This window comes from Ventrimonas faecis (assembly GCF_040096075.1).
In the GTDB taxonomy this organism is placed as follows: Bacteria; Bacillota; Clostridia; order Lachnospirales; family Lachnospiraceae; genus Brotaphodocola; species Brotaphodocola faecis.
The window spans coordinates 83,264-108,498 of sequence record NZ_JBBMFJ010000005.1; the positions used below are offsets into that span (position 1 = coordinate 83,264).

Sequence of the window (25,235 nt, forward strand, 5' to 3'; positions counted from 1 at the left end):
GTATTAAAATACCGTTATGGTATTTGAAAGCGGCGAATGTGCCGGCTTTCCATTCTGAATCGAAAAGGAGCAATGCATTATGAGCAGAACAGGTAATTTATCCATAAACAGTGAAAATATATTCCCAATCATCAAAAAGTGGCTGTATTCTGACCACGACATCTTCTACCGTGAGCTGGTTTCCAACGGCAGCGATGCCATCACCAAGTTAAAGAAGCTGGAGCTGATGGGCGAGTACACCAAGCCGGAAGACATGGAGTACAAGGTACAGGTTACCGTAAACCCGGACGACAAGACCATTGCCATCACCGATAACGGCCTGGGCATGACCGAGGCTGAGGTGGAGGAGTACATCAACCAGATTGCGTTCTCCGGCGCTCAGGATTTCCTGGAGAAATACAAAGACAAGGCGAATGAAGACCAGATCATCGGTCATTTCGGCTTAGGTTTCTACTCCGCATTCATGGTAGCAGACAAGGTAACCATCGACACCCTTTCCTACAAAGAGGGCAGCAAGCCGGTTCACTGGGAGTCTGAGGGCGGCCTGACCTTCGAGATGAAGGACGGCGAGAAGGCCGAGCAGGGTACCACCATCACCCTGTACTTAAACGAGGACAGCTATGAGTTCTCCAACGAGTACCGCGCAAGAGAGGTTCTGGAGAAATACTGTTCTTTCATGCCGGTGCCGATCTACTTAAATAATGAGAAGGCAGAGCCGCAGTATGAGACCATCGAGAAGGACGAACTCACCGACAAGGACACCATCATCGAAACCATCGTAGAGCCGGCCAAGACCGAGGAGAAGGAAAACGAGAAGGGTGAGAAAGAGACCGTAGAGACCGAACCGGCTAAGGAAAAATACAAAATCCTGAAACGCCCGGTGGCCTTAAACGATACCACTCCGCTGTGGAGCAAGCATCCGAACGAGTGCACCGACGAGGAGTACCGCGATTTCTACCGCAAGGTCTTCCACGACTACAAGGAGCCGCTGTTCTGGATCCACTTAAACATGGATTATCCGTTCAACTTAAAGGGTATCCTGTACTTCCCGAAGATCAACACCGAGTACGATTCCATTGAGGGAACCATCAAGCTGTACAACAATCAGGTCTTCATTGCCGATAACATCAAAGAGGTCATTCCGGAATTCCTGATGCTGTTAAAGGGCGCCATCGACTGCCCGGATCTGCCGCTGAACGTTTCCAGAAGCGCCCTGCAGAACGATGGATTTGTGAAGAAGATTTCTGACTACATCACCAAGAAGGTAGCCGACAAGTTAAGCGGCATGTGCAAGACCGACCGCGAAAACTACGAGAAATACTGGGATGACATCGCTCCGTTCATCAAATTCGGCTGCATCAAGGACGAGAAATTCGCAGAGAAGATGAACGACTACATCCTCTTTAAGAACCTGGACGGCAAGTACCTGACCTTAAAGGACTGCCTGGAGGAGAATAAGGAGAAGCACGAGAACACCGTCTTCTACGTTACCGATGAGAAAGAGCAGAGCCAGTATATCAACATGTTCAAGAAGGAGGGCCTGGATGCAGTCATTCTGCCGCACAGCATTGACAGCCCGTTCATTGGCCACCTGGAGCAGAAGAACGAGGGACTGAAGTTCCTGCGCATCGATGCAGACTTAAACAGCACCTTCAAGGAAGAGGTCAGGGAGGACGATGAGGAATTCAAGAAGACCTCCGAGACTCTGACCGAGACCTTCAAGAAGGCCCTTGGCAACGACAAGCTGGAAATCAAGGTTGAGAAGCTGAAAGACGAGAGCATTTCCTCCATGCTGACCGTTTCTGAGGAAACCCGCCGTATGCAGGATATGATGAAGATGTACAACATGTACGGCATGGATCCGTCCATGTTCGGCGGCGCAGGCGAGACCCTGGTATTAAATGCCAACAACAAGCTGGTTCAGTATGTGCTGAATCACGGCGAGGGCGAGAATACCAATAAGATCTGCGAGCAGCTCTATGATCTGGCTCTGTTGGCTCACGGCAGCTTAAGCCCGGAGCGCATGACCGGATTCGTGGCACGCACCAATGAGATTATGATGATGCTGGCTGAAGCCAAATAAAAATTAGGGAACGGAACGAATAAAGGTCCGGAAATGAAAGAGACCGACTTCCTTTATTTTCACATATCGTTGTTTGCTTGCTTTCACAACACGCGTTCGCCTGCATCGGATGAAAATCCGCTGCATTCGGACACGTGTGATCGAGATGCAAACAACCAGATATGCGGAAAATACCGGAAGTCGGTCTCTTTCATTTCCTGCTGTATTGGCTCCGCCAGGAAAAGAATAGTGGCGGGGCGGGCGCTTTCGGACCTTATTAGCTATTCCTTTATTGTCAAAATATGGTATAGTAGGAACATAGAAAAACGTGTTCCGTTTCTGGGAACGGTAGTTGAAAGGAGATTACATATGGGACTGATCAGAGCAGCAGCAGGGGCACTTGGCGGCACCCTGGCAGACCAGTGGAAGGAATTTTTCTACTGTGACGCCATGGACAAAGACATACTGGTAAAGAGAGGTCAGAAGCGTACCTCTTCCCGTTCCGTCAATACAAAGGGCAATGACAACATCATTTCCAACGGCAGCGGCATTGCAGTGGCAGACGGCCAGTGTATGCTGATCGTGGAGCAGGGAAAAGTTGTGGAGGTTTGCGCGGAGCCGGGTGAATTTACCTATGACAGCTCCACGGAGCCGAGCATTTTTACCGGCAATCTGGGAGACAGCATCAAGGAGACATTTAAAATCGTCGGCAAGCGTTTTACCTACGGCGGTGATACGGCAAAGGACCAGCGGGTTTACTACATCAACACCAAGGAGCTGGGGGAGATTCTGTTTGGAACCGCAACACCGATCCCGTTCCGCGTGGTAGTGGATGAGTCCCTTGGCTACAAGCTTTCCGTGGATATCCGCTGCAACGGCCTGTTCACCTACAAGATCTGTGATCCGCTTCTTTTCTATACCAATGTATGCGGAAACGTCGTGGATACCTATGAGAGCGATGAGATCGCGGCCCGCTTAAAGGGCGAGATGATGAACGCCCTGCAGCCGGCGCTGGCAAAGCTTTCTGCCCAGAAGATCCAGTATTATGAGATTCCGGCCCACACCATGGAGATTTCCGATGCCTTAAATGAGGTCCTGTCCGGTTCCTGGCGGCAGAAACGTGGTATCGAGGTCTTCTCTGTCAACATCAATTCCTTAAGCATTCCGGATGACCAGAGAAAGAAGCTGACCGAGTGGGAAGAGAATGCCATGACCACCAATCCGAACACGGCGGCAGCACGCCTGGTGGGAGGCCAGATCGATGCCATGAAGGCAGCAGCATCCAACAGCGGCGGCGCCATGACCGGATTTATGGGAATGGGTATGGCCATGAATGCAGGCGGCGGCATGAACGCCCAGAACCTGTTTGCCATGGGACAGCAGCAGGCGCAGGCTATGCAGTCTGCCGGTTCCGGCGTGGCTGGACAGCCTGTACAGGCTGCAGCAGGAAGCTGGATCTGCTCCTGTGGAGCAACCGCAACTGGCAAATTCTGTCCGGAATGCGGCGCAAAGAAGCCGGAGCCGAAGATGCAGCCGGCAGGCAGCTGGACTTGCGCGAAGTGCGGCACGGCAGCAACCGGAAAATTCTGCCCGGAGTGCGGAGCACCGAGACCGGCAGAAGCAGACGGCTGGACCTGCTCCTGCGGAACTGTGAACAAGGGCAAATTCTGCAGCAACTGCGGCGCAAAGAAACCGGCTGGCGCACTGCTTTATAAGTGCGACAAGTGCGGCTGGGAGCCGGAAAATCCGGCACATCCGCCGAAATTCTGCCCGGAATGCGGAGATCCGTTTGATGAGGGCGATATTGTAAGATAACAGAGGTACATAAGACTGGGAAACCGCCGGGGCTGTGCAGCAAGGCACCGGTGGTTTGTTTTGCCAATGAGAAAAGATCGGAGAAACTACATGGGAGAATTACAGGAATACAAATGTCCCTGCTGTGGCGGCGGCATCCGCTTTGACAGCAAGGCCCAGAAACTGAAATGTCCGTTCTGTGATACGGAATTTGAGATGGAAGCGCTGCAACAGTACGATGAAACTCTGAAGCAGGAAAAAAAGGATGACATGAAGTGGGAGAAGGCCGAAGGAAGCGCCTGGAAAGACGGTGAGGAACAGAATCTGAATACTTACCACTGCGAATCCTGCGGCGGCGAGATCGTGGCAGACGACAACACGGCGGCATCCACCTGCCCCTTCTGCGGCAACCCGATCGTCATGACCGGAAAGCTTTCCGGTGATCTGCGCCCGGATATCCTGATTCCGTTTAAGCTGGATAAAAAGGCAGCCAAGGCCGGACTGATGAAGCATCTGGAGGGAAAGAAACTCCTTCCGAAAATTTTCAAGGATCAGAACCACATTGATGAGATCCGCGGTATCTACGTTCCGTTCTGGCTGTTCAACACCGAGGCAGACGCGAACATCCGCTACCGCGGAACCAGAACCCGTTTCTGGAGCGACAGCAGATATGATTATACAGAGACCAGCTTTTATCTGATCAATCGGGGCGGCACCATTGGATTTGAGAAAGTGCCGGTAGACGGCGATTCCAAGATCCCGGATGATCTGATGGAATCTATTGAGCCCTACGATTTAAAAGAGGCGGTTCCGTTCCAGGCAGCTTATCTGGCCGGATATCTGGCAGACCGCTATGATGTGGATTCGGAAAAGAGCGCGCCGCGGGCCAACGAGCGCGTGAAAAAATCCGTCGAGCGTGCCTTTGAGGAGACCGTTAAGGGCTATGCTACTGTAATGACAGAGAACAGCAGCATCCAGCTTCGCGATGGAAGCGCCCAGTATGCGCTGCTTCCGGTGTGGATCCTGAATACCACCTGGGAAGGAAAACATTACCTGTTTGCCATGAATGGACAGACCGGCAAATTCGTCGGAGACCTCCCGGCCGACAAGAACGCGGCACGGAAGATGACCATCAAGCTTACGATCATCATTACGATTGTAGTCTACATCCTGCGTCTGATCTTATGGATGTTTGGAATTTAAGGGAGGGAACGGAAGATGAAAAAGAGAAAAACATATGCAGCCGTTATGCTTGCGGCAGGTCTCCTTTCCCTTCTGGGCTGTGCCACGGCCTTTGCGGATGCGGAAGGATTTTCCGAGGAGTACAGCCGGTTTCAGGATCCGGATGGAATCCTTTCCGGAGATGAGGCAGAAGAACTGAACGAAAAACTGGATGAAATCAGCCATAATCAGGACTTTGATGTGACGGCGGCACTGGTAAACAGCCTGGGCGGCAGCAGCGTACAGGATTATGCGGATGATCTTTACGATATGTGTGATTTTGGCTATGGAGCGGACCGTGACGGTGTATTGCTGCTGGTAAGCCTGGAAGACCATGACTGGTACATTTCCACATCCGGATATGGAATTACCGCATTTACGGATGCAGGCATCCAGTACATCGGGGAACAGATAAAACCGGATCTGGCAGATGGAAATTATCTGGACGCATTCGAAACCTATGCGGATCAGTGTGACAATTTCATTACCCAGGCAAACAGCGGAGAACCTTACGATGTAGACCATATGCCGAAGGAACCGCTGTCTCCGATCTGGTTTGGAATTTCCTTCGTAGTGGGTCTTGGCGGCGCGCTTATAGTAGTCGGCGTCAATAAGAGCGAGCTGAAGAGCGTTGGAATGCAGCAGGAAGCACGCAATTACGTTCGTCCGGGCAGTATGAAGGTAACGAACAGCAGCGACTTCTTCCTCTACCGCAAGGTCACCAGAACCGAAAAGCCACAGCAAAAGAGCTCCGGCTCCGGCGGCAGCAGCACCCACACCTCATCCTCCGGCAAGACACATGGGGGCGGTGGCGGAAAGTTCTAGGAACCAAAATAAAAGTCAGTCGTCAAAAAAATGTTTATGTCCTGAAAAAAGAACAGAAATCCTACTTGTCAAATATTCCTATATCCTTATAATAGAAAGAAGCGCACTCTCGGCGCAATCTACAATTCGAGTAAAACAGAGGTAGGACAGATGTACAAAGGCATAAAGAAATTAGCAGAACTGATTTTAGAATCCGAAGAAAAATTTCTCACCGGCCAGGACGAGCAGGAAATTTGTCTGGGCAGTCTTTTAAAGACAGGTGCTCAGGATGAAATCTGGGTAAGTGAAGACGGTGAGTATCATACCGTTATGATTGGCAACAAGGAAGAACAGGACAACAGCATGCAGGTATGCCATGAGTTCGAGCATCCGGTCTGTCTTCCAAAATTACTGTGGATCGCGAATGCGCTGCAGAAACTCTTAGAGCAGGCAAACGGCAATCTTCCAATCGAGGAAGATGAGAATCCGGAACTGATCCGCTATGCGGCTGATATTATCCGCAAGTACGCAGACGGTCTTTCTCACGACGAGCGTTCCGCGAAGGAAATCTGTGAGGAAAACAGACAGAACATCGCGTAGTATAGCAATTATAGTGACATAATAAAAATGAAAAGTCTCTTATGTGAAGATGATGATGAGTCATCCGCACATAAGAGACTTTTTTGTTCGCGGTATCTGTGGCTGGGTTTTCTTTATTTTTCTTCTTCCGGACAGCGTGCGAGGCAGTTCTGGATCCAGGCAATGTAGGATTCCTCGCGCATGATGGCGCCCTCGAGTACCATGAAATCTCCAAATTCCGGGGTGGTGATGGCAGGAGCCTGATCATGATGATTTTCGTGCATGATATCGGTGAGATATTTCTTCTTCAGGATGTGTTTTTCGAGCTGCAGGCTAAGCTGGTTTTTCAGCTCTTCCGGCGTCATGAAATCAGAGAAGTACATGCGCAGGCGGAATACATCTTTTGGGGTGGCTTCCAGTGGTTCGTTTTTCATGAGCCATTCCAGAAGCTGCGCCTTTCCCTCCGGGGTGATGGAATACAGTTTTTTCTCCAGCTTTTCTCCCTGAATCACGACCTCGCAGGTAACCAGTTTTTCCTCCATAAGACGTCCGAGCTCCGGATAAACCTGGCTGTGTTTGGCATACCAGAAGTTAGCCAGATTGTTGCTGTTAAATTCCCGGGTGATATCATAACCGGTCATGGGTTCCCGGTTGATCAGGCCAAGAATGGCGTATTTTAATGTTCGCATATGAATGCTCCTCTCTAATATGATAAAACTGCTGCTTTCCTGGAAAGCAGATGGCTTTCAAAGTATGATCTGTAAAGATTGATATGTAAATTTTAACATAAAAATACAATATGAAAAGCAAAAAAAGGACTTATCGTGTTAATTTTACAAAAATAAAAACGAAAGAGCATCAGTGCGTAATCGAAAAATATAAAAAATAAATGGAATGAAAAGAAAAATAGGATAAGCAGAAAAGTGTCAGAAATATAACGAAAAAGATGCTGAAAAATCTCATTAAAACTTTGTTAAAATTCCCTATATCGCTTTTGACATATCTATATTTACATAATATTTCCGGTACGTTATAATATTATCAACTATTAGATAAAGGGAGAAAATACAAAATGAAGATGTTAATGAGAATCTTGTTGTATTGCGTCGGATTGCTGTTCCTGGCGTTTGGCGTGGCTTTTTCGGTGAATTCCAATCTGGGTGTTTCGCCGGTCAATTCATTGCCGTACGTGATTTCCCTGATTATACATCAGGATCTTGGCCGCTGTATTGTCGGCGTGTTCGTAACTTACATGGTTGTGCAGATCATCATTAAGCGTAAGGAATATAAGTGGATCAATCTGACCCAGCTGGTATTTTCCACCATTTTCGGTTACTTCGCAGATTTCGCAAAGGGCGTGATGCATGGTTTTGTGATTCCGACCTACTTTGGTCAGCTGCTCATGATGGCCATCAGCATTGTCCTGGTTGCTCTTGGTGTAGCCATTTACATGGATGTGAAGCTGGTCAACATGCCAATGGAGGGTATGACCCTTGCCATCAGCGATTGCTTCCCGAACATCGAGTTCCACAAGATTAAGATCATTGTGGACTGTTCTTCCGTGGCAATTGGTGTGGTATTGTCCTTCCTGTTCATGCATGGACTGTTCGGCATCCGTGAGGGCACCATCTTAAGCGCAATTCTGGTAGGAAAAATTCTTCCGGTCATGAAAAAGCGCGTAAGTCCGATCATACAGAAACTTTGCTTTTAAATATAAAAAATTTAGTAACTGTACAGAAAATGCCAGGGGCGCCGAATTGGCGCCGCCTGGCATTTTCGTTACTTTATAATATTACTATTTAGTGGGTCTGTCCCTCTGCGGTGCGGATATCTTCCTCGTATTCCCAAATTGCAGCAATGGCTGCCTCGATGCCGCGGGCAATATCCTGTAAATTCATGGACGGTGCCGGTGCCGGTCTTCCGACTACCTGCTCCGGGATGAACGGAACGTGCATGAAGCCACCGCGCACACCCGGGTACTCCTTTGCCAGCGTGTAGAGCACGCCGTACATTAAGTGGTTGCAGACGAAGGTGCCTGCGGTGTTGGAAACGCTGGACGGGAGGCCGGCCTCGCGGATGTGCTGTACCATAGCCTTGATCGGCAGATTAGAGAAATACGCCGGAGCGCCGTCTTCATAGATCGGCACATCAATCGGCTGGTTGCCTTCATTATCTTCGATGCGGGCATCATCTAAGTTGATGGCTACGCGCTCCGGGGTGATGTCGTAGCGTCCGCCTGCCTGGCCGATGCAAAGGACTGCGTCCGGCTTTTCTTTTGCGATGGCAGCAGCTACGGTAGCGATGGATTTGCGGAAGACGGTAGGAACCTCAACCTTTACGACTTCTACGTTTTCTACTTTTTCGGATACCAGCTTGACAGCCTCCAGGGCCGGGTTGACTTTGTCTCCGCCGAAGGGGTCAAATGCGGTTAAAAGAAGTTTCATGATAAAAACCTCGCTTTCGTGTGAAATTGTGAATGGGTTTCAGAAACAGCCGTACACAGGCTTCCGGGCTTAGAAAGCCAGGAAGTACATGAGCAGGATGTGGATCACCAGCATGGTGAGCGCCACCGGAAGCTGGGACTTGATGACTGCGTATTTGCTCTTTGTCTCCAGCAGGGCCACCGGTACAATGTTGAAGTTTGCGGCCATCGGGGTCATCAGGGTACCGCAGTAACCGGCGGTCAGACCCAGCGCGCCCACAACGACCGGATTTGCGCCCTGAGAGATCAGGAACGGAATACCGATGCCGACGGTGATGACGGAGAAGGCTGCGAAGCCGTTGCCCATGATCATGGTGAACAGGGCCATGGCGATACAGTACACAGCGGTAGCCGCGAACAGGTTGCCGGTCGGGATCACAGCGCTGACACCGTGGGCAATCACGTCACCGACACCGGCAGCAGTAAACAGGGAGCCGAGTGCGGCCAGGACCTGCGGCAGGATGCCGGTCACGCCAACGCTGTCCACCAGGCGGGTTCCATCGCTGACTGCGTAGGACGGTTTGGTCTTAAACAGCAGCAGGGCCACAACCAGGGCAATGGCACCGGAGATGCCGATGGCATTGTTGGCGCCCAGCACCTTTAAGAAGGTTGCTACCAGCACGGCGCTGATGGCCAGGGTGAGCGGCGGGATAAAGACGGAGTAGCCAATTCGGTCTGCGGCTTTCCGGGTTTCAGCTGCTTCCGGCACATCGCTCTTAGACGGGACAACCAGACGGAACGCGGTGAGCGCTGCCATCAGGACCACGCAGGCACCGGTGATCCAGCGTGGAAGATAAACTCCTGCGATGAAGGTGAATGCCAGGATGAACCAGAACAGCGCGGTGGTATGCTTTTTCGCGCAGTCCGGGTCTTTTAATGCTTTCACGCCGTTGGAAACGAAGAAAAGGCCGATGATGCAGTAGAAAATCTCTGCAACAATGGTACTTACGGTCCAGGTCATATTACTTTCCCTCCTGTTTCTTGCGGTCTGCAAACCGGCGTTTTAAGATCTGGTCAAAGAGCAGGGCATAGATGACGCCGACAACCACAGAGAGCACGGCAATCGGAACGGACTGTCCGGCAATCTGAAGGGCATCCACCGGATAACCCTGCTCGGTTAAGGTGGATACGATCAGCAGGGTGCCGGAAGCACCCATAAAGCAGTTCTGCGCGAAGAAGTTTCCGTAGTTCTCACTTCCGGCGCACATACCTTTGATCGCGTCCTGAGTCTTTTCATCCAGCTCGCCGTACTGAACCTCGGCAGCAGCCTGGGCCATCGGGTTGATGAGCGGGCGAATGAACTGCGGATGTCCGCCGATACGCAAGGAGAACGCGGACGCGATGGTGCGGATGATCTGCCAGATGGCGATCAGGCGGCCGGTGGTCGCATTCTTTAAGGATGTAATGAAATCTACGGCCTTGTCCTTTAAGCCGTTTCGCTCACACAGGCCGATGGCCGGCAGGGTGAGGATGAACAGGGTGGCAGTACGGTTGGTAATAAACGCAGTGCCAAGGGTGTCGAGAATCTTCATCGGGCTCATGCCGGCCACAAGTCCGGTAGCGAGACCGGCCACGACAACAACGGCAAGGGTATCAAGCTTTAAGATAAAGCCGACGATGACGATCAGGACACCGATCAGTTTGATAACTTCCATGAAAATAACCTCCTTATGATGGTAATGCGTGTTACTGCGCGGAAGCTGACAGCAACAGCAACATTCCGATTTTATCATAAGGAAAGGAAACTAACAATGATATTTTTTACCAGCGGGCATGGCGGATTCGAAAAATTCCTGTTCGTGCACCGTAACCCTCACTTGCATTATCAGTAAACTATGCTATAATAAGTAGTAATAAAAACTATGTCAGATAGAGAGCGTGCTGCGAATGCGGGAGAAATGGTTACGGCATCGAACATGTGGACTGTAAAAAGAAGGCAGAAAACAGCACGGATTCGGAGGAAAGATATGAGCTATAAAATTTTTGGTGACAGCTGCCTGGATTTAACTGAGGAATTAAAGAAGGATCCCAGATTTGAGATGATTCCTCTGACGCTTCAGGTAGATGACCATATGGTAATTGATGATGAAACCTTTGACCAGAAGGCATTTCTGCAGATGGTAAAGGAAAGCCCGAACTGTCCGAAAACGGCCTGCCCGTCCCCGGAGGCGTTTAAGAAGGCCTGCGAGTGCGACGCGGACGATGTTTACATCATCGCGCTGTCCAGCCATTTGAGCGGTACTTACAACAGCGCGGTGCTTGGAAAAGAACTGTATGAGGAAGAGCACGGCAAGGGAAGCAAGAACATTCTGGTCATCGATTCTGAGTCTGCTTCCGCCGGAGAATTAAACGAGGCCCTGGCTATCCGCGATATGTACGAGGAGGGGCTTACCTTCAGCGAGATCTCTGAGCGTATTCTGAAAATGCGGGATGAGCAGCAGACCTATTTCGTCATTGATACGTTGGAACCACTCAGAAAGAACGGCCGTCTGACCGGCCTACAGGCATTTTTCGCAACCGCACTGAACATCAAACCGGTTATGGGGGCGGATCATGGCGTTATCATCAAGCTGGATCAGGCGAGAGGCATTGCCAAGGGACTGGCCCGCATGTGTGAGCTGGCTACCAAACGCGCCGGAAAGCCGGAAGAGAAGCGTGCGGTTATCGCCCACGTGAACTGTCCGGAGCGTGCGCTCCAGGTCAAGGCAGAACTGGAGAAGCGCGGAAACTATCGTGATATTGTGATCACCAACACCGCAGGTGTTGCCACCGTGTACGCGGGCGATGGTGGAATTGTCCTGGCTGTTGGTTAATGGTTATGGTGCATAGTCAGAATGTTTACGGATCAGAACTGGTTAAAAAAATGACAAAATATCGTAAAAATCAATGAATCTCAAAAAAAGTCAGATAACAGGGCGGAGAGGCCGGAGAAAAAACGGTCATTCCACCCTGTTTTTTAATTTTACGGAACTATATACGCAAAATAGAAATCATACAAAAAGTCAGTATGTGTTCCATGCACGGAGGGCTAAATATATTTTTGGTATACAATGAGCACAAAAACAGTATGGATTTTGAGAAAAAATTATCCAAAACACTTGCATTTCCCTCACAATATGTTATGATTAAGTCAGCAAAATTATATTTAGCAAAAATAAAAAAAAGTAAGGAGGGGAGGCTCGGACGAAATGGTTTCGGGTGGGGGCCTGAGATCTTTGCTAATGCTAAATACCTGTTTATTCGTTCCTGTTCGGTGGGTCTTCGCAGATTTCTGTGCTGACCGTAAAAAACGCAAACTGTAAGGCAAGAATCCCATTGCCGCAGGCAAAGTAAATGGATTTTACAGATTTTGCTTGTGACTGTGATATGAAACGCAGTTACGTTTTTTCCGTGCTTGTGAATGAAATAAGCAGTCCTGTTTCGTCTGGACCTCAAACAAAGCATGAAGGAGAAAACAAAAGAGCCAGGAAATGGTAACGTGTTGTTTGACTTTTATGGAAAAGCCCCGGAGATGTCCCAGCTTGTTCCGTTAAGCTTACAGCATGTACTGGCAGCAATCGTCGGTGTTATCACACCGTCCATGATCATCGCAGGAACCTGCGGCCTGACAGACGCAGAGAAAACCATGATGATCCAGGCAGCGCTGATCTTCACCGCGTTAGCCACCTTTTTACAGCTGTTCCCGCTGTTCCACAAGATCGGCGCGGCACTCCCGGTTATCATGGGTACGAGCTTTGCTTACGTTCCTACACTGACTGCCATCGGTGCTGACTTTGGCATCGGAGCCATCATGGGCGCGCAGATTATTGGCGGTATCGTAGCCATCGTATTTGGAATCTTCGTAAAGCAGATCCGTAAGCTGTTCCCGGATATCGTAACCGGTACCGTTATCTTTACCATCGGTCTTTCCCTGTATCCGACCGCAATCCGCTACATGGCAGGCGGTTCCGGACATCCGGAATTCGGTGGTTTAAAGAACTGGATCATTGCCCTGCTTACCTTTGCAGTGGTATTGTTCCTGAACAACTTTACAAAAGGCGTGTTGAAACTTGGTTCTCTGTTCTTCGGTATTATCGTTGGTTATGTGGTGTCTCTGTTCCTTGGAATGGTAGACTTCACAAATGTCATGAATACGACATCCATCGTTGCGTTCCCGCAGCTGATGCATTTTCAGATTGAATTTGCTCCGGCGGCCTGCGCTTCCCTGGCTATCGTGTACGCAGTCAATGCGGTACAGACCATCGGTGACTTAACTTCCACCACCGTTGGCGGCATGGACCGTGTTCCGACTGACAATGAACTTCAGGGCGGTATCCTGGTTCAGGGTGTTGCAAGTATCGTTGGTGCGTTCTTTGGCGCACTGCCGACCGCTTCCTACAGCCAGAACGTTGGTATCGTAACCATGAACAAAGTAGTAAACCGCGTAATTTTCGCGGTATCCGCAACCGTGCTTCTGGTCGCAGGCCTGATCCCTGGTCTGTCCGCAGCACTGACCACCATTCCGCAGTGTGTAATCGGCGGTGCAACCCTTTCCGTATTTGCGCAGATCGCAATGACCGGTGTGCGCCTGTTCACCAAAGATGGCATGACTGCAAGAAAGACAACCGTAGTCGGTATGTCTGTAGCACTTGGCGTTGGTATCACTCAGGTATCCGGATGCTTACAGGGTCCTGGAATCCCGGAGTGGATCAATACCGTATTTGGAAGTTCGTCCGTGGTAGTGGCAACGATCATGGCGATCATCCTGAACCTCACCCTTCCGCCGGAAGAGTAGGGCAGTCGGATGATTTAATGCAGAAAGAAAGCCGAACAGTTTTTAATCCTGTTCGGCTTTTGCTGCTTTTTCTTCATCTTCGGCTTTGATCTCATTTAAGTAACTGTAGAGCGTGAATTTGGAAATACATAAGATCTGGCAGACACGCTGACCGGACTTGGTGATGAGGAAAGCACCTGCATCGTTCAAAATCCGGATGAAGTCAATCTTATCGTCCTTCGTCATGACAGCGGCCGGTTTTCCAATATGACGGAATGCCTGGTCAATAAGCTCGTCGAGAAGGTCGGTCACATTCATGGATACGGTCTCCGGACCGGACTCCTCCGAGTCGTCGGCTGCCGTAGCGGTAAGGCCCTGAATGTGGGTTTGCGCGGCCAGCAGAATGGTAATGTCATAGTTGATACTTAAGATACCAACAATCTTACCTTTGCTGTTGCGGATGTAAATGGTGCTGGATTTTAAGATTTTTCCGTCTTTTGTCTTAGTTAAGTAAGCCAGTTTGTCTTCGGTGTGTTTTTCCCCGTTCTGTAAAGATTCCAGAACAATGTGGGAGGGACCATCGCCAAGCTTACGACCGGTGATATAACCGTTCTCAATGGCTACGATGGAGTGTTCCACATCATTGCTTTCCAGATCGTGAATGACGATCTCGCAATTGGAACCAAACTGGGCTGCAAGGCCGTGGGCCAGACGGGTGTAAAAATCAATGGTACTTTTATCCATGTTTTGCTCCTTTCTGACAATGAATTCGTTAGTCATCTAACTATTTGTTTGGTGCTATCTATCTTATCATAGCAACTGAACGTATGGAATGCAAGAAAAAATTAAAAAAACTAATTTATACGAGGAGGTATATAAATGCTGCTTATAGGAAATGGTAAAGTGATCACAAGAGACAGCGCAAATCCATATCTGGAGAATGGCGCAGTCGTAACCGATGGCGAGAACATCAAAGAGGTTGGTATCCTGGATGCCATGAAGCAGAAATATCCGGAGGCTGAGTTCGTAGATGCGCACGGCGGTGTCATCATGCCGGGTCTCATCAACGCCCACACCCACATCTATTCCGGATTGGCAAGAGGCCTTTCTATCGTGGGCAATAATCCGACCAATTTCCTGGAAGTTCTGGAAGGAACCTGGTGGGCCATCGACCGTCAGCTGGATCTGGACGGAACCAGAGCCTGCGCATGGGCAACCGTTCTGGACTGCATCCGTGACGGTGTTACCACCATCTTCGACCACCACGCAAGTTTCGGTGAGATCCCGGGTTCCCTGTTTGCAATCCGCGACGTAGTCAAAGAAGCGGGCATCCGTTCCTGTCTCTGCTACGAAGTTTCCGAGCGTGACGGCGAAGAGAAGACCGCGCAGAGCATCAAAGAAAATGCGGATTTCGCAAAATGGGCAAAGGACGCTGACGACAGCATGGTAAAAGCTATGTTCGGCGGCCACGCACTGTTCACCATCTCCGACAAGACCTTCGAGAAGATGGTAGAAGCAAACAACGGCATGACCGGTTTCCACATCCACGTCGCTGAGGGCATGAACGATGTTTACGACAGCTTAAGAAACTACGGCTGCCGTCCGGTGAACCGCCTTCTGTACAACGGTATCCTGGGTGAGAAGACTATGCTTGGCCATTGCATCCACATCAGCCCGGCTGAGATGGATATCATCAAAGAGACCGGCACCATGGTGGTCAACAATCCGCAGTCCAACCAGGGCAACGCAGTCGGATGCTCCCCGGTCCTGCAGATGATGGCAAAGGGCATCACCGTTGGTATGGGTACCGATGCTTACACCCACGACATGTTAGAGAGCATGAAGGCATTCCTGACCATCCAGCGCCACAACGCAATGCTGCCGAACGTAGGCTGGTGTGAGGATGTGAAGATGCAGTTCGAGAACAACCGCATCATCGCTGAGAAGTACTTTGGCAAGACCCTTGGCATCTTAAAAGAGGGCGCTGCAGCCGATATCATCATCATGGATTACAAGCCATTCACCCCGTTCTCTGACGAGAACATTGACGGCCACATGATCTTCGGTATGGAGGGCAAAAACTGCCGCACCACCATCATCAATGGTAAGGTCCTCTACAAAGACAGAGAGTTCGTTGACCTGGATGAGGACAAGATCAACGCATGGACCATGGAGCAGAGTAAGAAGCTCTGGGGCAAGTTAAATCACAGAGTATACTAATAAAACCATATAAAAACTATATAAATGGGAAGCAAGGGTTAAAAAATGGCTTCCGACAGGAGGATAACATGAGCGAAATTATGAGACCAATGTCAATCGGCCATCTGATGCACTGGATTATGTCCGAATACGAGCAGAAAAAGAGCATCTTTGGCATTGAAAAGATTGTAAAGCATGAGAACGGCCAGGCACTTCCGATCTACGAAGAGAAGATCGAGTCTCCGTTTGGTCCGGCAGCAGGCCCGAACAGCCAGCTGGCACAGAATATCGTAGCAGCCTATGTGGCTGGCTCCCGTTTCTTCGAGTTAAAGACCGTTCAGGTGATGGACGGTGCTGACCTTGCGGCATGCATCAGCCGTCCGTGTATCATTGCAGGCGATGAGTGCTACAACTGTGAGTGGTCTACCGAGCTGTACGTTCCGCAGGCATTCGCTGAGTATGTAAAAGCATGGGTAGCATGTAAGCTGATCGCAAAAGAGTACAACCTTGGCGATCCGGACGCATTCGTATTCAACATGTCCGTTGGTTACGACCTCGAAGGCATCAAGTCTCCGAAGGTTGACAAGTACATCAACGACATGATCGAGGCAAAGGATACCGAAGTCTTCAAAGAGTGCATCAACTGGGCATTAGAGCATGTAAACGAGTTCAAGAACGTAGATGAGGAGTACATCAAAAACATCAGTTCCAACGTTTCCAACTCCATCACCGAGTCCACACTGCACGGCTGCCCGCCAGCAGAGATCGAGCGTATCGCTACTTACCTGATCACCGAGAAGCACTTAAACACCTTCATCAAGTGCAACCCGACTCTGCTTGGCTATGAGTACGCAAGAAAACGTCTGGATGGCCTTGGATTTGACTACATCGCCTTCGATGATCATCACTTCTTAGAGGACCTTCAGTGGGCTGACGCAGTTCCGATGCTGCACAGACTGTATGACCTCTGCCAGGAGAAGGGCCTGGAGTTCGGCGTTAAGATTACCAACACCTTCCCGGTAGACGTAACCAGAAACGAGCTTCCGAGCAACGAGATGTACATGGCCGGACGCGCGCTGTTCCCGTTAAGTATCCATGTAGCACGCCTTCTGACCGATGAGTTTCAGGGCAAGCTGCGTATCTCCTACTCAGGCGGCGCAACCATCGAGAACATCAAAGAGCTGTTTGACGCAGGCATCTGGCCGATCACCATGGCTACCAATATCTTAAAGCCTGGCGGATACCAGAGAATGAGCCAGATCGCAGACGAGCTCATGGAGTGCGGAAGCGAGCGCTTCTCCGGCGTAAACGTAGCAGCACTGGCAGCTATCGATGACGGCGTAGAGGCAAAGGCTATGTACCGCAAACCGGTAAAACCGCTTCCGGAGCGCCATGTAGATAAGAAGCTTCCGCTGTTTGACTGCTTCAACGCACCGTGCCGTAACGGCTGCCCGATCGAGCAGGATATCCCGGCTTACTTACAGGCTATGGTAGATGGCGACGCGAAGAAAGCTCTTGAGATCATCTTAGAGCGCAACCCGCTTCCGTTCATCACCGGTACCATCTGTCCGCACCACTGCGGTGACAAGTGCATGCGCAACTACTACGAGGAGACCTTACATATCCGCGAGACCAAGCTGGCAGCAGCAAGCCAGGCATACAACGAGATCCTTCCGGCTCTGAAGGCTGAGGGCAGCGTAGCTGGCAAGAAGGTTGCTATCATCGGCGGCGGCCCGGCAGGTCTGGCAGCAGCTGCCTTCCTGTCCCGCGCAGGCGTAGCAGTTACCGTATTCGAGCGCAAAGAGCAGCTGGGCGGTGTTGTACGCAACGTGATTCCGGAGTTCCGTATTTCCGCAGATTCCATCGACAAGGATGTAGAGCTGTGCAAGGCTTACGGCGCAGAGTTCAAGCTTGGCGCAGAGGTTACCTCTGTGAAGGCATTAAAGGCAGAGGGCTACACCGATGTCATCGTTTCCATCGGCGCATGGAAGCCGGGCAGATCTCCGCTGGCATACGGCGAAGTAACCGACGCTCTGGAGTTCTTAATGGAGGCTAAGAAGAACGGCGCTTCCATGAACATCGGCAAAGATGTGGTTGTTCTGGGTGGCGGTAACACCGCTATGGACGTTGCAAGAGCTGCAAAACGTCTCCCGGGTGTTGAGAACGTCCGCCTGATCTACCGCAGAACCAAACGTTATATGCCGGCAGATGAGGAAGAGTTACAGCTGGCTATTGAGGATGGCGTAGAGTTCTTAGAGCTTCTTGCTCCGGTTGGCGCAGAGAACGGCAAGCTGAAATGTTCCGTTATGGAGCTTGGCGCTCCGGACGCTTCCGGCAGAAGATCTCCGGTAGATACCGGCAGAACCGAGGAGTACCCGGCAGACACCATCATCGCAGCAATCGGTGAGACCATCGACACCAGCCTGTACGCAGAACTTGGCGTAGAGATGGATGCCAAGGGCCGTCCGGTTGTGGACGCCAACATGATGACCACCGAGGCTGGCGTATATGCAGTCGGCGATTCCAGAAGAGGACCGGCTACCGTTGTTGAGGCGATCGCAGATTCCGCTAAGGCTGCAGCAGCCATCGCAGGTATCAGCTACGATAAGTACGCAGAAGAGAACGTTGCAGCAGACGAGAAGCTCTACACCGCGAAGAAGGGTGTTCAGAGCAGAGATACCGGGAAGACTCCGGATGACCGCTGCTTAGGCTGCCCGACTGTATGTGAGGTATGTACCGATGTCTGTCCGAACCGCGCAAACGTGGCAATCCACGTACCGGGCAAGTGCAAAGCACAGATCATCCACGTAGATGGCATGTGTAACGAGTGCGGCAACTGTGAAGTATTCTGTCCGTACAAGGGCGGCAGACCTTACAAAGATAAATTCACCTTATACTGGAGCGAAGAAGACTTCCTCGACAGCACCAACGAGGGCTTCCTGTCACTGGGCGGAACCCAGGTGAAGGTTCGTCTGGATGGAAAGGTAGAGACTGTTGACGTTGTCGGTGAGACTGATCTGTCTGCAGACGCAGTGGCTGTGATCCGCACCGTATTAAAGGATTACGCATATCTGATCCACTAAGAAGTGAAATTGTGCGGCTGTCTGCACGGTGTGTGGACAGTCACGCAAAAATAACAGCGTGGTAACAAAAGGAGTTAGGGATTTCACATGAAAAGAAAGAAAAACATTGCGGTAGTTCATTGCTCCGGCGGGTCAAAACGGAACGAGGGGATTGACTTTGCCGCATTACCGAAAGACTGTAACCAGATTTTGGAACAGTATCCGGATGGAATCCACAGCTGCAGCTATGGCTGTCTGGGCGGCGGAAGCTGCGTGGCAGCCTGTAAGCTGCATGCCCTCTCCATCAACGAGAAGGGTGTCGCTGAGGTTGACCGGGACAAATGTGTCGGATGCGGACTTTGCGTAAAAGCATGCCCGAAGCATCTGATCCGCCTGGAGGCGCCGGAGGGAACCATCCAGCCGCTGTGCTCCAACGAGCAGAAAGCAGCAGACGCGGGCAAGGCCTGCACATCCAGCTGCATTGGCTGTAAGATCTGCGAAAAATACTGTCCGTCCGATGCCATCCATGTGATCGATTTCCATGCCGTCATCGACCGGGAAAAATGTGTAGCGTGCGGTATGTGCGCGACCAAATGTCCGCGTGGTGTCATTCATGACGCAGACGGAATTTATACAACTGCATTTTAAAAAAGATTTTCAGCCGCCGCGGACGCGTTGTTGTTCGCGGCTCGCGGCGGCTTTTAAAAAGAAATAAAGTAATTGTGAGGGTGCTGAACAGTTATGAAGTAAAATTGCTGTTTCCGTAGGATCGGAACAGCGGTGGATGAGGAGAAGGATCATGGGAGAAGTTTTTGAGTTTACAGTAAACGGCCAGGTGCAGCGCACCGAAGAGGACAAGCCGTTGCTCCGTTATCTGCGCGATGATCTGAAGCTGTATTCCGTAAAGGACGGCTGCAGTGAGGGTGCCTGCGGTACCTGTACCATCGTGGTAGACGGAAAGGCGATCAAGTCCTGCGTGCTGACCACAAAAAGAGCCGTTGGCAGAAACATTCTGACTGTAGAAGGCTTAAGCGATGAGTGGAAGGACGCGTTTGTGTATGCGTTCGGAGCAGTCGGAGCTGTTCAGTGTGGTTTCTGTATTCCGGGCATGGTGATGGCCGGAACGGCATTATTACAGAATAATTTAAATCCGACGGAGGAGGATGTGAAATACGCGCTGCGCGGAAACATCTGCCGCTGTACCGGATACAAGAAGATCATCGAGGGAATCCTGCTGGTGGCAAAGATCCTGCGGGGCGAGGCTTCCGTAAATGAGGACCTGGAGAAGGGTGATGTTTACGGCGTTGGCCAGAGAGCATTCCGTGTGGATGTCCGCAAGAAGGTATTAGGCTTCGGCAAATACCCGGATGATATCGTGATGGATGACATGGTTTACGTTTCCGCAGTCCGCAGCAAATATCCGAGAGCCCGCGTTCTGAAGATCGATGCCTCCAAGGCAGAGGCGCTGCCGGGCGTTCTGGGTGTTCTGACTGCGGCGGATGTTCCGAACAACAAGGTCGGACACATTCAGCAGGACTGGGATGTTATGATCGCGGAAGGCGACATCACCCGCTGTGTCGGCGACGCCATCTGTCTGGTGGTTGCCGAGACCGAAGATATTTTAAATAAAGCAAAGAAACTGGTGAAGATCGATTACGAGGAGTTAGAGCCGGTAAGAGGCATTGCGGACGCGAAGCGAGAGGACGCTCCGAAGGTACATTCCAAAGGAAACCTCTGTCAGACCCGTCACGTGGTCCGCGGCGACGCAGCCAAAGCACTGGCGGAATCCAAGTATACCGTGACCAATTCCTTCCGTACTCCGTTTACGGAGCATGCGTTCCTGGAGCCGGAGTGCGCCGTTGCCTTCCCGTATAAGGACGGCATTAAGATTTTAAGTACCGACCAGGGCGCGTTTGATACCAGAAAAGAGACCGCGATCATGTTCGGCTGGGAGCCGGAGCGCATTGTGGTGGAAAACCAGCTCATCGGCGGCGGTTTCGGTGGAAAAGAGGATGTGTCTGTGCAGCATATCGCGGCACTGGCAGCATGGAAGTACAAAGTTCCGGTGAAGGCAAAATTCACCCGTCAGGAATCTTTATATTTCCATCCGAAGCGCCATGCTATGGAAGGTACCTTCACCCTGGGCTGTGATGAGAATGGTATCTTCACCGGTCTGGACTGTGAGATCAACTTCGATACCGGTGCTTATGCATCTCTTTGCGGACCGGTTCTGGAGCGTGCATGTACCCACTCCGTAGGACCGTACTGCTACCAGAATACCGATATCCGCGGCTATGGCTACTATACCAATAACCCGCCGGCTGGCGCGTTCCGTGGTTTCGGCGTATGCCAGAGTGAATTTGCGTTAGAGTCCCTGATCAATGTACTGGCAGAGAAGGTCGGCATCACTCCTTGGGAGATCCGCTACCGCAACGCCATCGAGCCGGGCAAGGTACTTCCGAACGGCCAGATTGCGGACTGCTCCACCGCGCTGAAAGAGACGCTGGAAGCAGTCAAAGATGTTTACGAGCAGAATATGGACCATGCCGGAATCGCATGTTCCATGAAGAATGCCGGTGTCGGCGTAGGACTTCCGGATAAGGGCCGAGCAAGACTCGTCATCGAGGACGGCGTCTGCGTGATCTACTGTGCGGCATCCGATATCGGACAGGGCTGTCTGACCGTATTCTGCCAGGCGGTATCCGAGACCACCGGACTTCCTCTCTCCAAAATCCGCAACGCAGTAGCCAATACCGAGAACGCGCCGGATTCCGGTACCACATCCGGTTCCCGCCAGACCCTGCTTTCCGGCGAGGCAGTCCGCGGCGCTTCCGCACTGTTAAAGGAAGCCATGGATGAAGTGGGCGGAGACTTAAGCAAGCTGGAAGGCCGCGACTTCTTCTACGAATACTTCGAGCCGACCGACAAGCTGGGCGCGGATGTACCGTTCCCGAAGAGCCATATCGCATACGGCTACGCAACCCACGTTGTTATTCTGGACAAAGAGGGCAAAGTGAAAGAGGTTTACGCAGCACATGATTCCGGTAAGGTTGTGAACCCGATCTCCATTCAGGGACAGATCGAGGGCGGCGTGCTGATGGGCATGGGTTACGCCCTCACCGAGGACTGGCCGCTTAAGGACTGCGTACCGCAGGTCAAATACGGAACCCTGGGACTTCTCCGTTCCACCCAGATCCCGGATATTCACGCCATCTATGTAGAGAAGGAAAAACTCCTCGGCGTGGCCTACGGCGCAAAGGGTATCGGCGAGATCGCCACCATCCCGACCGCACCGGCCATCCAGGGCGCTTACTACGCGCTGGACGGTAAATTCCGTACCTCCCTGCCGTTAGAGGATACTTTCTATAGAAAGAAAAAGAATTAATAATAGGAAGAAATAAATTTTTACGTATTCTGGCTTTATGACAGATTTACAAAATGAGAAAAAAATAAAAAAAAGTTTTGTACATACTTGACATAGAGCCAGAATGTGTTATGATAGTCATAGAAACAAACAAAAAGTTTGAATAAATACAAAAAGTTTGTTAGGAGAGAAAAAATGGAGAAAATTCTTTGGGCATTGAACAAGATGCCGAAAAGCGAAGACAAGTGTCTGCCGGTTATGAGCATTGAGAACATCAAACAGGCACGCGAGTTCCACAAGAGCTTCCCGCAGTATTCCATCACCCCGCTTGCAAAGCTGGACGGTATGGCTGAGGGCCTTGGCCTTGGCGGTCTGTTTGTAAAAGATGAGAGCTATCGTTTTGGCCTCAACGCGTTCAAGGTGCTGGGCGGTTCTTTCGCAATGGCACGTTACATCGCTAGTGAGATGGGACGCGATGTGTCCGAGATGACATACGATTACCTGACCAGCGAGAAATTCCGTGAGGAGTTTGGTCAGGCAACCTTCTTTACCGCTACTGACGGTAACCACGGCAGAGGCGTTGCATGGGCAGCAAACAAGCTGGGCCAGAAAGCCGTTGTACATATGCCGAAGGGCAGCACTAAGACCCGTTTCGATAACATCGCAAAAGAGGGCGCAAAAGTTACCATCGAGGAAGTCAACTACGATGACTGCGTACGTATGGCAGCAGCTGAGGCTGAGGCAACCCCGCACGGCGTCGTTGTTCAGGATACCGCATGGGAAGGCTACGAGGAGATTCCGGCATGGATCATGCAGGGCTACGGAAGCATGGCTGGCGAGGCTGCTGAGCAGTTACGCGAAGTTTCCGTTAACCGTCCGACCCACGTATTCGTTCAGGCAGGCGTAGGAAGCCTTGCAGGTGCAGTGGTTGGTTACTTCACCAACCTGTATCCGGAGAACCCGCCGAAATTCGTTGTTATGGAAGCTGGCGCAGCAGCATGCCTGTACAAGGGCGCTGTTGCAGGAGATGGCGAGCCGCGTATCGTTGGCGGTGACCTTCAGACCATCATGGCTGGCCTTGCATGCGGCGAGCCGAACATCATTGGCTGGGATATCTTAAGAAACCACGTATCCGCATTTGTTTCCTGCCCGGACTGGGTAGCAGCAAAGGGTATGAGAATGCTGGCAGCTCCGGTTAAGGGCGATCCGAAGGTAATTTCCGGTGAGTCCGGAGCAGTTGGTATGGGTGTGATCTCCACCATCATGCAGGACGACGAGTACAAAGAGCTGCGCGACGCGTTAGAGTTAAACCGCGACAGTAAGGTCCTGATGTTCTCCACCGAGGGCGATACCGATCCGGACAAGTACAAAAAGATCGTATGGGGCGGCGAGTATCCGACCGTTTAATCACCAAAGAACCAAATTAACAAGAACATATATAATCCAGGAGGGTAAAAGAAATGGGACTTGATTTTGACAAAATCAAACAGGCAGCAGAGGGCTATCGTGCAGATATGACTGCATTCCTGAGAGCAATGATCTCTCATCCGAGTGAGAGCTGCGAGGAGAAAGAAGTAGTAGCTTGCATCAAAGCTGAGATGGAGAAGTTAAACTTCGATAAAGTTGAGGTTGACGGACTTGGTAACGTCATCGGCTGGATGGGCGAAGGCGACAAGATCATCGCTATCGACTCTCACATCGATACCGTTGGTATCGGTAACATCAACAACTGGGAAGCAGATCCGTACGAGGGCTATGAGACTGATGAGATCATCTACGGCCGCGGCGGTTCCGACCAGGAAGGCGGTATGGCAAGTGCTGTTTACGGCGCAAAGATCATGAAGGATCTGAACCTCATTCCGGAGGGCTACAAGATCATGATCGTTGGTTCCGTACAGGAAGAGGACTGCGACGGTATGTGCTGGCAGTACATCTACAACAAAGACAAAATTGTTCCGGAGTTCGTAATCTCTACCGAGCCGACCGATGGCGGTATCTACCGTGGACATCGCGGACGTATGGAAATCCGTGTAGACGTTAAGGGCGTTTCCTGCCATGGTTCCGCACCGGAGCGTGGTTCCAACGCAATCTACAAGATGGCTGACATCATCGCTGATGTTCGTTCCCTGAACAACAACGGCTGTGACGAAGACACCGATATCAAGGGCCTTGTTAAGATGCTGAGCCCGAAATACAACCCGGAGCACTACGAGGACGCTCAGTTCCTTGGAAGAGGTACCTGCACCGTTTCTCAGATCTTCTACACCTCTCCGAGCCGTTGTGCAGTAGCAGACAGCTGCGCAATCTCCATTGACCGTCGTATGACCGCAGGCGAGACCTGGGATTCCTGTCTGGAAGAGATCCGTCAGCTGCCGAGCGTTCAGAAGTATGGCGATGATGTACAGGTTTCCATGTACATGTACGATCGTCCGTCATGGACCGGCGAAGTTTACGAGACCGAGTGCTACTTCCCGACCTGGATCAACAAAGAGAACGCAGCTCACGTACAGGCTCTGTACGACGCACATGTAGCTCTGTTCGGCGAGCATCGTATGGGACCGGATTCCACCAAAGAGCTTCGTAACCGTCCGTTAATCGATAAGTGGACCTTCTCCACCAACGGTGTTGCTATCCAGGGCCGTTACGGTATCCCGTGCGTAGGCTTTGGCCCGGGTGCTGAGAGCCAGGCTCACGCTCCGAACGAGATCACCTACAAAGATGACCTTGTAAGATGCGCAGCTATGTATGTAGCAGCAGCAAACCTGTACGATGGTTCCAAGAAGACTGACGATATTTCCCAGTTCCGTGCAGGCAAGACCAACAACGATATTAAGTAATCATCGTTCCACACAGTAATAAGCAGGTCAGCGCAGAAGCTGCGCTGACCGCATAAAAACATATTACCTATTTTATAA

General features: G+C 51.0%; 19 protein-coding genes. 14 read left to right on the top strand and 5 right to left on the bottom strand.

The window, feature by feature from the left end; translation table 11 throughout:
* Positions 1-79: 79 nt before the first annotated feature.
* From htpG to WMO41_RS04150, 5 genes are all read left to right on the top strand, one after another.
* Positions 80-2,083, top strand: coding sequence for a molecular chaperone HtpG (gene htpG / locus WMO41_RS04130; RefSeq protein WP_349228679.1), 2,004 nt, complete (start codon positions 80-82; stop codon positions 2,081-2,083).
* A gap of 348 nt (positions 2,084-2,431) precedes the next feature.
* On the top strand, positions 2,432-3,877 hold the full coding sequence (locus tag WMO41_RS04135; protein WP_349228680.1) for an SPFH domain-containing protein: 1,446 nt from the start codon (positions 2,432-2,434) through the stop codon (positions 3,875-3,877).
* Between the two features lie 90 nt (positions 3,878-3,967).
* A complete protein-coding gene (locus WMO41_RS04140) occupies positions 3,968-5,059 on the top strand; it encodes a hypothetical protein (protein WP_349228681.1) in 1,092 nt (363 codons plus the stop codon).
* Positions 5,060-5,074: 15 nt separating this feature from the next.
* A complete protein-coding gene (locus tag WMO41_RS04145; protein ID WP_349228682.1) occupies positions 5,075-5,902 on the top strand; it encodes a TPM domain-containing protein in 828 nt (275 codons plus the stop codon).
* Between the two features lie 150 nt (positions 5,903-6,052).
* Positions 6,053-6,481, top strand: a complete 429-nt coding sequence (locus WMO41_RS04150) for a hypothetical protein (protein WP_349228683.1) — start codon at positions 6,053-6,055, stop codon at positions 6,479-6,481.
* Between the two features lie 113 nt (positions 6,482-6,594).
* On the opposite strand, the gene WMO41_RS04155 is transcribed toward WMO41_RS04150, so the two are convergent.
* The gene (locus WMO41_RS04155; protein WP_349228684.1) at positions 6,595-7,149 is read right to left on the bottom strand and encodes a PadR family transcriptional regulator; all 555 of its coding nucleotides are present in this window, start codon (positions 7,147-7,149) and stop codon (positions 6,595-6,597) included.
* Positions 7,150-7,532: 383 nt separating this feature from the next.
* Between WMO41_RS04155 and WMO41_RS04160 the strand changes: the two genes are divergently transcribed.
* Entirely contained in the window at positions 7,533-8,171 is a 639-nt protein-coding gene (locus WMO41_RS04160; RefSeq protein ID WP_349228685.1) for a YczE/YyaS/YitT family protein, read from the top strand.
* Positions 8,172-8,259: 88 nt separating this feature from the next.
* Here the strand turns inward: WMO41_RS04160 and pcp are convergent, their stop codons facing one another.
* From pcp to WMO41_RS04175, 3 genes are all read right to left on the bottom strand, one after another.
* Positions 8,260-8,904: a pyroglutamyl-peptidase I gene (gene pcp, locus WMO41_RS04165; RefSeq protein WP_349228686.1), complete on the bottom strand. Its 645-nt coding sequence runs from the start codon at positions 8,902-8,904 to the stop codon at positions 8,260-8,262.
* A gap of 69 nt (positions 8,905-8,973) precedes the next feature.
* Complete coding sequence (locus WMO41_RS04170) at positions 8,974-9,903, bottom strand: DUF979 domain-containing protein (RefSeq protein ID WP_349228687.1); 930 nt, start codon at positions 9,901-9,903, stop codon at positions 8,974-8,976.
* Position 9,904: 1 nt separating this feature from the next.
* On the bottom strand, positions 9,905-10,597 hold the full coding sequence (locus WMO41_RS04175; RefSeq protein ID WP_494338424.1) for a DUF969 domain-containing protein: 693 nt from the start codon (positions 10,595-10,597) through the stop codon (positions 9,905-9,907).
* 312 nt (positions 10,598-10,909) lie between these two features.
* Here WMO41_RS04175 and WMO41_RS04180 point away from each other — a divergent pair, with 312 nt between their 5' ends.
* Together WMO41_RS04180 and WMO41_RS04185 are read left to right on the top strand one after the other, a co-directional pair.
* On the top strand, positions 10,910-11,755 hold the full coding sequence (locus WMO41_RS04180; RefSeq protein WP_349228688.1) for a DegV family protein: 846 nt from the start codon (positions 10,910-10,912) through the stop codon (positions 11,753-11,755).
* 629 nt (positions 11,756-12,384) lie between these two features.
* Positions 12,385-13,716: a uracil-xanthine permease family protein gene (locus tag WMO41_RS04185; RefSeq protein ID WP_349228689.1), complete on the top strand. Its 1,332-nt coding sequence runs from the start codon at positions 12,385-12,387 to the stop codon at positions 13,714-13,716.
* Between the two features lie 42 nt (positions 13,717-13,758).
* Here the strand turns inward: WMO41_RS04185 and WMO41_RS04190 are convergent, their stop codons facing one another.
* The gene (locus tag WMO41_RS04190; RefSeq protein ID WP_349228690.1) at positions 13,759-14,439 is read right to left on the bottom strand and encodes a helix-turn-helix transcriptional regulator; all 681 of its coding nucleotides are present in this window, start codon (positions 14,437-14,439) and stop codon (positions 13,759-13,761) included.
* Between the two features lie 135 nt (positions 14,440-14,574).
* On the opposite strand from WMO41_RS04190, the gene ssnA reads away from it, so the two are divergent.
* From ssnA to WMO41_RS04220, 6 genes are all read left to right on the top strand, one after another.
* Positions 14,575-15,915: a putative aminohydrolase SsnA gene (gene ssnA / locus WMO41_RS04195; RefSeq protein WP_349228691.1), complete on the top strand. Its 1,341-nt coding sequence runs from the start codon at positions 14,575-14,577 to the stop codon at positions 15,913-15,915.
* Between the two features lie 68 nt (positions 15,916-15,983).
* Complete coding sequence (gene ygfK, locus WMO41_RS04200; protein WP_349228692.1) at positions 15,984-18,977, top strand: putative selenate reductase subunit YgfK; 2,994 nt, start codon at positions 15,984-15,986, stop codon at positions 18,975-18,977.
* A gap of 87 nt (positions 18,978-19,064) precedes the next feature.
* Positions 19,065-19,604, top strand: a complete 540-nt coding sequence (locus WMO41_RS04205) for a 4Fe-4S binding protein (protein ID WP_349228693.1) — start codon at positions 19,065-19,067, stop codon at positions 19,602-19,604.
* 151 nt (positions 19,605-19,755) lie between these two features.
* Positions 19,756-22,341, top strand: coding sequence for a selenium-dependent xanthine dehydrogenase (xdh, locus tag WMO41_RS04210; protein WP_349228694.1), 2,586 nt, complete (start codon positions 19,756-19,758; stop codon positions 22,339-22,341).
* A 174-nt stretch (positions 22,342-22,515) separates the two neighbouring features.
* Positions 22,516-23,727: a diaminopropionate ammonia-lyase gene (gene dpaL, locus WMO41_RS04215; protein WP_177292588.1), complete on the top strand. Its 1,212-nt coding sequence runs from the start codon at positions 22,516-22,518 to the stop codon at positions 23,725-23,727.
* Positions 23,728-23,780: 53 nt separating this feature from the next.
* Positions 23,781-25,157 carry a YgeY family selenium metabolism-linked hydrolase gene (locus tag WMO41_RS04220; RefSeq protein ID WP_177292589.1) on the top strand — a complete coding sequence of 459 codons (1,377 nt, stop codon included), beginning with the start codon at positions 23,781-23,783 and terminating at the stop codon, positions 25,155-25,157.
* The last annotated feature ends 78 nt before the right edge of the window (positions 25,158-25,235 follow it).